The 11,001-nt window shown below is 64.6% G+C and carries 8 protein-coding genes; all 8 read left to right on the top strand.

The features are described from left to right. The first annotated feature begins 38 nt into the window (after nucleotides 1-38). The 8 genes from CLU90_RS17940 (at nucleotide 39) to CLU90_RS17905 (ending at nucleotide 10,956) form a co-directional block, all read left to right on the top strand. Nucleotides 39-1,676 (top strand): ShlB/FhaC/HecB family hemolysin secretion/activation protein, encoded by a 1,638-nt coding sequence (locus CLU90_RS17940; protein WP_198511234.1) that lies wholly within the window; start codon nucleotides 39-41, stop codon nucleotides 1,674-1,676. 56 nt (nucleotides 1,677-1,732) lie between these two features. Beyond that, entirely contained in the window at nucleotides 1,733-3,514 is a 1,782-nt protein-coding gene (locus CLU90_RS17935; protein WP_100428562.1) for a DUF2341 domain-containing protein, read from the top strand. 13 nt (nucleotides 3,515-3,527) lie between these two features. After that, nucleotides 3,528-3,938 (top strand): ExbD/TolR family protein, encoded by a 411-nt coding sequence (locus CLU90_RS17930; protein ID WP_100428561.1) that lies wholly within the window; start codon nucleotides 3,528-3,530, stop codon nucleotides 3,936-3,938. Nucleotides 3,939-3,948: 10 nt separating this feature from the next. Further along, nucleotides 3,949-4,665 (top strand): energy transducer TonB family protein, encoded by a 717-nt coding sequence (locus tag CLU90_RS17925; protein ID WP_232731247.1) that lies wholly within the window; start codon nucleotides 3,949-3,951, stop codon nucleotides 4,663-4,665. A 36-nt stretch (nucleotides 4,666-4,701) separates the two neighbouring features. Next, on the top strand, nucleotides 4,702-6,441 hold the full coding sequence (locus tag CLU90_RS17920; RefSeq protein WP_100428560.1) for a putative porin: 1,740 nt from the start codon (nucleotides 4,702-4,704) through the stop codon (nucleotides 6,439-6,441). A gap of 9 nt (nucleotides 6,442-6,450) precedes the next feature. Next, entirely contained in the window at nucleotides 6,451-7,125 is a 675-nt protein-coding gene (locus CLU90_RS17915) for a hypothetical protein (protein ID WP_092717311.1), read from the top strand. A 26-nt stretch (nucleotides 7,126-7,151) separates the two neighbouring features. Then, entirely contained in the window at nucleotides 7,152-7,643 is a 492-nt protein-coding gene (locus CLU90_RS17910) for a YbjN domain-containing protein (protein WP_232731246.1), read from the top strand. 208 nt (nucleotides 7,644-7,851) lie between these two features. Beyond that, entirely contained in the window at nucleotides 7,852-10,956 is a 3,105-nt protein-coding gene (locus CLU90_RS17905) for a DEAD/DEAH box helicase (RefSeq protein WP_092717317.1), read from the top strand. Nucleotides 10,957-11,001: the final 45 nt, after the last annotated feature.

The raw sequence follows: 11,001 nt of genomic DNA, 5'->3' as shown, positions 1-11,001 counted from the left end.
AACACAGGGCAACCGTTTGATTTTAAGGTGAATGGAAGATGCGTGAAATGACAACCAAGGGCAGGGGCGTGCCGCCAGCGGCGCCTGCAAGGGCCTTGACGATGCTGTGCCTGGCCATGCTGGCGCTGCCCGGCATGGCGCGCGCGCAGGACGCGGTGCCGGCCGCCGCTCCCGTCGCCGCGCCGGAACGGCAGCTGACGATCGAGGAATACCTGGTGCGCGGCAATACCGTGCTCGATGCGCGCGCCATCGAAGAGGCGGTCACGCCCTTCCTGGGACCGGGCCGTACCCTGAAGGACGTGGAAGGGGCGCGCGACGCCCTCGTCGCTGCCTATCAGGCGCGCGGCTACCAGTCCGTCTACGTGGACTTGCCCGAGCAGCAGGTGGAGCAGGGCGTGGTGGTGCTGCAGGTGAGCGAAACGAAGGTGGGACGCTTGCGCGTGGTCGGTGCGCAATACAACTCGCCGCTCGACGTGCGCCAGCAAGTGCCGGCCCTGACGGAAGGCAAGGTACCGGACTTTACGCAGGCGCAGGTGGAATTGACGGCCTTGAACCGGGGGCTCAAGCGCCAGGTGATGCCCTTGGTCAAGCAGGGCAGCCTGCCCGGCACCATGGACGTGGATTTGAAAGTGGAAGACAGCAGCCCGTGGCGCGCCAGCGTGGGCTTGAACAACGATTACAGCGCCGATACGAAAAAATTGCGCACGAGCGTGTCGGTCGGCCACGACAACCTGTGGCAGATGGGGCATAGCGCCACCATCAGCTTTTTCGGCACGCCGGGCGACCTGAACCAGACCAAGGTGTGGTCCGCCTCGTACGTGGCGCCGATCGGCACGCAGGGCTGGAGCGTGGAAGCGACCGGCTACCAGTCGAACAGCAACGTGGCCAGCACGGGCGGCACCAGCGTGCTGGGCAAGGGGCACGCGCTGGGCATGAAGCTCAATTACACGGTGCCCAACAGCGGCATCTGGTGGCACAGCTTTAGCGCCGGCATCGATTTCAAGGATAACCAGGAAGCGCTGCAGTTGAACGGCAGCGGCACCCGCGTGCCCTTGAAATACGTGCCCCTGAGCGTGGCCTACAACGGCTTTGCGCAGACGGAGGCGACGACGTATGGCCTGGGCCTGTCGCTGGTGGCCGGCACGCGCGCCTCGTTCGGCTACGGCAGCAATAGCGCGGCCTACGACGACAAGCGCTACAAGGCCTCGCCCAGCTTCCTCGTCCTGAAGGGCGACGCCAACGCCACTTACACCCTGGGCAGCGGCGCGCAGCTGCATGGTCGCATGTCGGGCCAGCTGGCCGACGCGGCGCTCGTGTCGGGCGAACAGATGGCCGCCGGCGGCGCCAATTCCGTGCGCGGCTACCTGTCGGCCGAAGCGACGGGCGACTACGGCGTCTCGGGCACCGTCGAGTGGCGCACGCCCCAGCTGACGTATTTCAGCCGTCTGGAAAACTGGCGTCTGTTCGCCTTTGCCGATGGCGCGCGCCTGCGCCTGCGCGACCCGCTGCCGGAACAGAAAGACCTGTTCGGCCTGGCTTCGGTGGGCGTGGGCAGCAGCTTCCAGTTCCTGCGCTACCTGAATGGCCGCATCGATTTCGCCTACCCGCTGCGCGATGGCCCGCGCACGCACAAGCACGTGCGCCACATCAATTTCAACCTGTCGGCCAGCTACTGACGGGCCAGCTCACCAGCACCGCACTTTTTTAGACTTTTCTTCGGAGAATCACTGTCATGCAACGTCTTTTTTTCCTGCTCACGATCCTGGGCACGCTCGTTCCCGGCCTGGCGCATGCCTGGTGGCAGCCCGACTGGGCTTACCGCAAACCCGTCACCGTCGACGCCGGCCCGAAGGCGGGCGCCGTGGGCGGCGATCCCGGCCGCATTCCCGTGCTGCTGCGCTTGCATTCAGGTAATTTCAATTTCGAAGGCGTCAGCGACAATGGCGCCGACCTGCGTTTCGTGGCGGGCGACGATAAAACGGTGCTGAACCACCAGATCGAGCAATTCAATCCGCTGCTGGGCATCGCCCTGATCTGGGTCGACGTGCCGGCACTGACGGCCGGTACGCCGCAGCAGCTGTGGATGTACTACGGCAATCCGAAAGCGCCCGCTTCCGGCAATGGCCAGCGTACTTTCGATCCCGACTACAGCCTTGTGTATCACTTCACCGAGCCTGGCGTGCCTTCGCGCGACAGCACCGCCTACGGCAACCATGCCCAGACGGCCGTGCCATCGCTCGACGGTTCCGTCATCGGCGCCGGCGCCCGCCTGGGCAGCACGCCGCTGATGCTGCCCGCCTCGCCATCGCTGGCGCTGGCCGCCGGCGCGCCGTTCACGTTTTCCGCCTGGGTGCGCCCGGACAGCCTGGGCGCCCAGCAAGTGCTGTATGCGCGCCGCGACGGCGCCAATGAATTGCTGATCGGCGTGGACCAGGGCGTGCCCTTCGTGCAGGTCAATGGCCAGCGCAGCAAGCCGGGCCAGCCTATCCAGGCCGGGCAATGGTCGCACCTGGCCGTCAAGGCCGACAAGAACAACGTCGCCCTGTACGTGGGCGGCCGTCCGGCCGTGTCGCTGGCCACCGCCTTGCCAGCCTTTACGACGGCCGCCTCGGTGGGTGCCGATGCGCCGCCGGTCGCTGCCGGCGCCGCCACCCTGGCCAACTTCACGGGCGCCATCGACGAGCTGCGCCTGTCGCGCACGGCCCGTCCCGACGCGCTGCTGCTGGCCGACGCCGTCTCGCAAGGCTCCGAATCGCGGCTGGCCGTGTTTGGCGCCGATGAACAGCAGGCGGGCAAAAGCCATTTCGGCTTCATCATCGCCGCCATGCCGCTCGACGCGTGGATCGTCGTCGGCGTGCTGGGCCTGATGATGGTCCTGTCGTGGATCATCATGATCGGCAAGGGCCGCAGCTATGGCGCCATTGCGCGCGCCAATGCGCAATTCATGCAAGCATTCCACGAAGGCGCGGGCGCGCCGCTGGACCAGCTGGCACGCAGCGGCAAGCTGAACACAACCGTGAAGATGGATTCCTCGCTGTGGCGTCTGTATGACGTGGCCATCGACGAGATGCGCCGCCGCCACGACCGCGGCTACGACTTGAACGCCGTCTCGAACGCGACCATCGGCGCCATCCGCGCCGCCATGGATGGCGTGATGGTGCGCGAAAGCGAACGCATGTCCAAACGCATGATCTGGCTGTCGACCACCATCGAAGGCGCGCCCTACGTCGGCCTGTTCGGCACCGTGATCGGCATCATGCTGGTGTTCGTCGTGGCGGCCATGGCCGGCGCCGTGGACATCAATTCGGTGGCGCCGGGCATGGCGGCAGCGCTGCTGTGTACGGCCGCCGGCCTGGGCGTGGCCATTCCCGCCCTGTTCGGCTACAACTGGCTGTCCTCGCGTTCGGACGCCATCGTTGCCGACATGGCCGTCTTCGTCGACGAATTCGCCACGCGACTGGCGGAAGAGCAGGGCGACGGACGCCAGATGCGTCCCGTGCTGCAGCAGGCGTGAGGGGCGCATAACCATGGCCACCTCCGCCAAGTTTACCCCCCGCAAGCGTAGCGGCGGCATCAACATCACGCCCTTCGTCGACGTGCTGCTGGTGGTGCTGGTGATCTTCATTTTGACCAGCAACGCCAGCATTCCCGGCATCAAGGTCAACCTGCCCAAGGCCAGCTCGGCCATGGCGCTGGAAAAACCGAAGACCAAGGCCATCACCATCGACAACGCGGGCCAGGTCTTCCTCGATGCCTATCCCGTCACCCTGCCCGAGCTGGAAGAGCGCTTGCGCACGGAAAAAGCGCTCACGCCCGACTTCCCCGTGATCGTGCGCGGCGATGCCGCCGTGCAGTACGCGAAAGTGGTCGAAGTGCTCGATTTGCTGCGCCGCATCGACCTGAACCAGGTGGGCCTGGTGACCGGCAAGCCGGCATGAGGAGCACAAGGTGAAGCGTGACGACATGATGAAGATGGCCGGCCCGGAATCGTCGGGCGCGGCGCAGTGGTGGCGCCGCTGGGGCGGCGTGGCCGGCGGCGTGCTGCTGGCCGCTGCGCTGGCCGCGCTGGTCTGGTATTTGCTGTCGGACACGGCCGCCACCAAGCGCGAAGTGGCGGCGCCGCCGATGCTGATGCTGCCACCGCCGCCACCACCACCGCCGGAACCGGAAAAACTGCCGGAACCGACACCGGACAAGGTGGTGCCGGAAGTGTCGGAGCCGGAACCGACGCCGGCCGACAAGCCCATGGATGACGCGCCGGAAAGCCCGTCGCCGGACAAGGGCGACCCCGTCACGATCGATGGCGCGGCGCAGGCTGGCAGCGACGCCTTCGGCATCCAGGCCGGGCGTGGCGGCGGCATGACGGGCGGCGGCGGTGGCGGCGGCCTCGGCGCGGCATCGTATGGCCGCTATGTGGCCAATGCGCTGCAACTGGCGTTCGCCCGCGACCCGCGCACGCGCCAGCTGGCCTTTGCCGACATCCGCGTCGACCTGTGGCTCGATGCGGAAGGCAAGACGACGAAAGTGCAGCTGGTGCAAGGCACGGGCAATGCGCAGACGGATGAGCAAGTGCTGGCCATGGTGCGCGATTTCCGCGCCGATGAACGGCCGCCGGCGTCCCTGCGTTTCCCGGCCCGCGTTTCCATTAAAGGTCGGCGCCCGTAAGCGCATGAACTAATTCCTCATTTACCGAAAGAAGCGATGAATTCCTTATTTTCTTCCCCACAGCGTGCGCGCCGCCTCCCGCTGGCGCTGGCCGCCCTGGCCCTGAGCGTGGCGGCAGGCACGGTGCAAGCCCAGGCTGCCGCACCGGCCGACAGCACCATGGTCAAACTGATCCGCGGCCTGATCCAGAGCGGCGCACTGAACAAGGATGCCGGCGAAGCGCTGCTGGCGCAGGCGCAGAGCGAAGCGCTGGCCGCGGTGCAAGCCCGTCCGGCTGCGGCGCCGGCCGCCCTGGCGCAGGTGCAGCCGGGCGACGTGCGTGTGCCGTATATTTCGCAAACCGTGCGCGAACAGATCCGCGACGAGATCAAGGGCCAGGTCATGGCCGAGGCAAAAGCGGGCGGCTGGGCGGCGCCGAATGAAACGCCGGCCTGGACCAAGCGCATCCGCCTGGAAGGCGATGTGCGCGCGCGCTACGAATCGCGCTATTACGACATGGCCAACAGCAATATCGAGATCGACTGGCGCTCGCTCAACAGCGGCAGCGGCTACGACGTCAATTCGAACACCAACCTGGCCCTGCCGGCGTTGCTGAACACGCGCGAAGACCGCAAGCACTTGCTGCGCGCGCGTGCCCGCCTGGGTATCCTGGCCGACATTTCCGAGACCACGCAAGCAGGCATCCGCCTGGCCAGCGGCAACGACGACAGCCCGGTGTCCACCACGCAAACCCTCGGTGGCGGCCTGGGCAAGAAAAACATCTGGCTGGACCAGGCCTGGCTGTCGTACCAGCCCGCTTCCTGGCTGAAACTGACGGCGGGCCGCTTCGACAATCCATTCGTGTCTGGCGACGAACTGTTTTCCAGCGAACTCAATTTCGACGGCATCGCCGCCAAGGTGCAGCAACCGGTGGGCGAGAGCAAGGACGTCACCGTCTTCGGTACCCTGGGCCTGATTCCGCTCGAGTATTCGTCCGACAATGCGCCTAGCCGCAGCCAGGCAAAAATGTCGAGCGAAAACAAATGGCTGCTGGGCGCGCAAATGGGCGCCTCGTGGAAGATCAATAGCGACCATCAATTGCGCGGCGCCTTGGCCTACTACAACTTCCGCAACATCAGCGGAGAATACTCGCAGCCGTGCGCGCTGTACGCGGGCGCCGATGGCTGCAGCACGGACTGGTCGCGTCCATCGAGCATGCAAAAGGGTAATAGCCTGATGTTGCTGCGCAATATCGCCTTGAACCCGCTGGACCCGGCCAATACGCCGCAGCCGCAATTCGTGGGCCTGGCCTCGAAATTCCGCCTGGCCAACCTGAATGCGCGCTGGGATAGCAGGGTCGCGGGTGGCACGGACTTGCGCATCGAAGGCGACTATGTGCGCAACATGGCTTACGACAAGAACGCAATGTGGGCGCGCGCCAAGGGCGGCATCATGAACAATTTCGGCGGCACGGGTGGCGTCTCGCAAGCCGATTTCAAGAGCGGCGGCAATGCCTACATGTTGCAGGCGACCCTGGGCAAGGCCAGCCCGGCCGCGCGCGGCGACTGGAACGTCTTGCTTGGCTATAAGCGTATCGAACCGGACGCCTTGCCTGACGCCTACAACGATTCCACTTTCCACCTGGGCGGCACGAATGCGCGCGGCTACTACCTGGGCGGCGCGTATGCACTCGACAAGAATACGTGGCTGAACGGCCGCTGGACGTCGAGCCGCGAAGTGTTCGGTTCGGCGCTGTCGATCGACACCCTGCAAATCGAATTGAACGCGCGTTTCTAAGGAGCCACGATGTTGATATCCAACAAAATGCGCCTGCCTTTGCTGTTGCTGAGCTTGCTGGCCGCCGGCACGGCCCAGGCGCAGGGACAGAAGGGGCAAAGCATGGAAGAGCGCTTGCGGGCCGAGTTGCGTAACGTGACGGCGCAATTGCAGCAGACGCGCGGCGAGCTGGAAGTGCTCAAAGCCAAGGGCGTGCCTGTGGCCAAGGCGGCGCCCGCTGCCGCCGCGCCCGCCAGCGACGGCTTGAAAAAGGAGCTGGCGCGCAGCCAGTCGCAACTGGCGCAAGAGCGCGCGCAGCGGGAAAAACTGGGCGAGCAGCAACAGCGCAGCGCCGCCGCCGCGCAAGAGGCGGCCGCCAGCCTGGCGCAGTACCGCCAGGCCAGCGAGCAATTGACTGCCACGGGCAAGCGGCTGGAAGCGGAGCGTGCACGCCTGGACGGCGAAGTGACGGCCCAGCGGGGCGCCCTGGCGCGCTGCGAAAGCAAGAATGCCCAGCTGTATGCGGTCGGACAGGACATCCTGCAAGCGTATGAGGGCCTCGATGTGCTGGACGTCATGAAGGCGCGCCAGCCGTTTGCCGCGCAAAGCCGGGTGAAACTCGAGCAAATCGCGCAGCAGTATGGCGACCAGCTGTATCAGGGCCGCTTTGATGCGCGTCAAACAGAAACGCCGGCCCCCCAATAATTTTTCTTGAAATGAATGGAATGACGATGGAAAACACGAATACCAACTTGCTGACCACCCTGAACGCGGAACAAACGGCCGACGCCATCAAGGCGGCTGGCTGCGCCGTGACCAGCATCGAACACGATGGCGTCGTGCGCCTGCACAGTGCCAGCCATGGCATCGGATTCCAGGTGCTGTGGGGTAATGAAGCGGCGCCTGGCCAGTACGCGGATCTGACCCTGAGCTGCCCGCTGCGCGTGCAGGGCGGCGACTTGCCGGCCGGCTTGCTGGCCGAATGGCACCGCAGCAAGCGTTTCGCCCGCGTGGCCCAGCATGGCGATTTCGTCGTGCTGGAAATGGATGTGCTGGTCGCCGGTGGCGTCAGCACGGAGTACCTGAATATCAATCTGCAACTGTGGACGCAGATGATGGGCCAGTTCTTCTTGTTTTTGCGCAACTTTACGCCAGCCGATACGAGCACAGCACCGGTAGTCGAGGCCGCCAGCGTGGCAGAAGAAGACACCGTGCCGGCCTGATAAATCGTCCAGCGGCGCTAAAAAAGGCCCTGGACGGGCCTTTTTTGCCGCCAGCGGGTCCCAAGTGTCGTATTAAATACTTATTTTTTAGGCATCGCGCATTAAAACTGCTCAAAGAGCGTGTGTGAATCAAGCCAGCAACGCCTGTATGGCGGATAATATTGCCTGTTGCCGATTTGGATACGACCTTTACACAAAAATGCGCCCCATGGATTTTACCCGCGACGAAACCAGTGAAACCCCAGTTGCCCCGGCCAGCGCGCCGGGAGCGCCTTTGCCGTATGCCGTCGCCACCTGGCTGCAGCGGGTGGAGGCAGCCGCCCATCCGAAGGCCGTGCTGACGATTGCCGAGCCCGATCCGAAACTCAACGCGCATCGATTGATCTACGTGCTGGCGCCCACCAGCGGCGGCCGCCACGTGGCCCTGTGCCTGTACAAGGCGCGGCTGCGGCCGAACGGCGACGTGGCCGCGGCGTCGCCCATCAGCGAAATCTTCTCGCTGCTGTCGGCGCCGCCCACGTTTTTGACGCCGGCCGATGAAGACCTCGTGCGTTTCTTCGTGGCCATGCGCAGCGGGCAGAATTCGCAGACGGGCAGCGCCACGGAGCCCAAGGGCAAGGTGGGCGCGGCCCTGCTGAAAATGCTGGCCGAGCAGGATAAATTGTTGTGGGCCAATTCCTGGGCCGACGTCGGCAATGGCCTCGTGTATCCGTTGAAGGAAGGTCCCGTGCGTCCCGCGCGCCTGTTCTGGCGCGACGAGGGCAAGACCATGCGCCTGGGCTGGCAAGTGGACCCGCCGGAAGGCGCGAAGCACCATGGCGCCGACCAGATCGACTACATGCTGCCCACCGACCCGCCGTGGTACATCGACAATCTGTCGTGCGGCGTGCTGGAACTGAACCAGGGCGGCTCCGACATTTCCCTGGCCGACTTGCAGGCGCTGGTGGCGCAGGCGCCGCCCCTGAACGCGAACGACAAGGTGCGCGTGTCGCAACTGTTGCTGGCGCAAGGCTTGCAGCACTTGATGCCGCTGCCGCAGCCGTTGCCGCAGCGTTTGCGCAAGGACGTGCCGGCGCAACCGGTCTTGCTGCTCGATAGCGCCATGCTGGCCGATGGCAGCATCCAGCGCTGGAGCGATTTCGCCGTGCTGTCCTACGACTACGATGGCGAGCGCGTCTCGTTCGATCCGTCGCAGCGCGTGGTGCGGCAAGTGGGCGACGTGACGGAAATCATCCAGAGAAACACGGTCGACGAAGCGCGCGCCCTGGCCACCCTGGCCGAGCTGCAATTCAAGAAACCGGGCTCTGCCCCCTTGAGCGGCTTGAAGGGCGCCTTGCAACTGCCGTCCCAGGCGGAATGGCTGCGTTTTGCCGAGTCCGGCATCGACGCCTTGCTGGAGCAGGGCTGGATCGTGGAAAAGACGGCCAAGTACCGCTACGACGTGAGCGACGTGGGCGACTGGTACGCGGAAATCGACGACCAGGACCCGGACAGCGGCAACGCCTGGTTCGAACTGGAACTGGGCATCGTCGTCAACCACGAGCGCGTGCCGCTCTTGCCCGTGCTGGTGCAGCTGATCCGCAACGCCCCCAACGATTTCAATCCGAAAGTCATCGAAGCGCATGCGGACGATGACCAGATGCTGGCAACCTTGCCGGACGGCACGCGCGTGGCGCTGCCGTGGGGACGTGTGCGCCCCATCCTGAACACCCTGGGCGAACTGTATTTCAGCGACAAGATCAAACATGCCGTGCGCATGTCGACCCTGGATGCGGCGCGCCTGGAAGAGCTGGCACGGGGCCTGGAGATGGAATGGACGGGCGGCGAGCAGCTGCGCGCCATGGGCCGCAAGCTGAGCCAGTTCGGTTCCGTGCAAAAAGTGGCGGCGCCAGCCGGCTTGCAGGCGACACTGCGCGACTATCAGGCCGATGGCCTGGCGTGGATGCAATTCCTGCGCGACCATGACCTGGCGGGCATCCTGGCCGATGACATGGGCCTGGGTAAAACCGTGCAAACTCTGGCGCATATCCTGGTGGAAAAGGAAGCGGGCCGTCTCACGCATCCGGCGCTGGTGATTGCACCGACGAGTCTGATGGGCAACTGGCAGGACGAGGCGGCCAAGTTCGCGCCTTCCCTGAAAGTGCTGCTGCTGCAAGGCAAGGACCGCGCCCAGCAATTCGACCAGATCGATCAGTGCGACCTGGTGCTGACGACCTACGCCCTGTTGCCGCGCGACGAGGAAACCTTGCGCGAGCATGATTTCCACCTGGTCATCCTCGACGAATCGCACTACATCAAGAATACGCGCAGCAAGGCGGCGCAAAGCGCGGGCCTGCTGCGCGCGCGCCACCGCCTGTGTTTGTCCGGCACGCCGCTGGAAAATCATTTGGGCGAATTGTGGTCGCAATTCCACTTCCTGCTGCCGGGCTTGCTGGGCGACGAGAAGACCTTCAACACCCAGTTCCGCCATCCGATCGAACGCCAGGACGACCCGCTGCGTCGCATGCTGCTGAACCGCCGCATCAAGCCTTTCCTGCTGCGCCGCACGAAGGACAATGTGGCCAAGGAACTGCCGCCGAAGACGGAAATGGTGCGCAAGGTGGAATTGACGGGCCCGCAGCGCGACCTGTATGAAACCGTGCGTCTGGCGATGGATCAAAAGGTACGCGAGGAAATCGACAAGAAGGGCGTGGCGCGCAGCCAGATCGTCATCCTCGAAGCGCTGCTGAAATTGCGGCAAGTCTGCTGCGACCCGCGTCTCGTCAAATCCTTGCCGGCGAAAAAGCAATCGGCCGGCTCGGCCAAGCTGCTCGACCTGATGCAGATGGTGGAAGACTTGCTCGACGAAGGGCGCAAGATCCTCGTGTTCTCGCAATTTACCAGCATGCTGGAATTGATCGAGGAAGAACTCGAATCGCGCGACATCCCGTACGCGCTGCTGACGGGCGAAACGAAGGACCGGGGCGCGCAAGTGGCCGCCTTCCAGCAGGGCGCCGTGCCGATCTTCCTGATCAGCCTGAAAGCGGGCGGCGTGGGTCTGAACCTGACGGCGGCCGACACGGTCATCCACTACGATCCGTGGTGGAATCCGGCGGCGGAAAACCAGGCCACGGACCGCGCCTGGCGCATCGGCCAGGACAAGCCCGTGTTCGTCTACAAGCTGATCGCGAAGGGCACGCTGGAAGAAAAAATCCAGCTGCTGCAGCAAAAGAAATCGGAATTGGCGCAATCGATCCTGGCCGAAGGCGAATCGCAGAAGATGGCCCTGACGCAGGAAGACTTGCAGCAGATTTTCGCCCCGCTGGAAGATTAACGCTGCCGCACGCTTATACTTGGCGATTCTTTCTCGCCAGGTATA

The organism is Janthinobacterium sp. 67, assembly GCF_002797895.1.
Lineage (GTDB): Bacteria > Pseudomonadota > Gammaproteobacteria > Burkholderiales > Burkholderiaceae_D > Janthinobacterium.
Note: the sequence above shows the minus strand (reverse complement) of the source record. Positions and strands in the feature narration are given on the sequence as shown.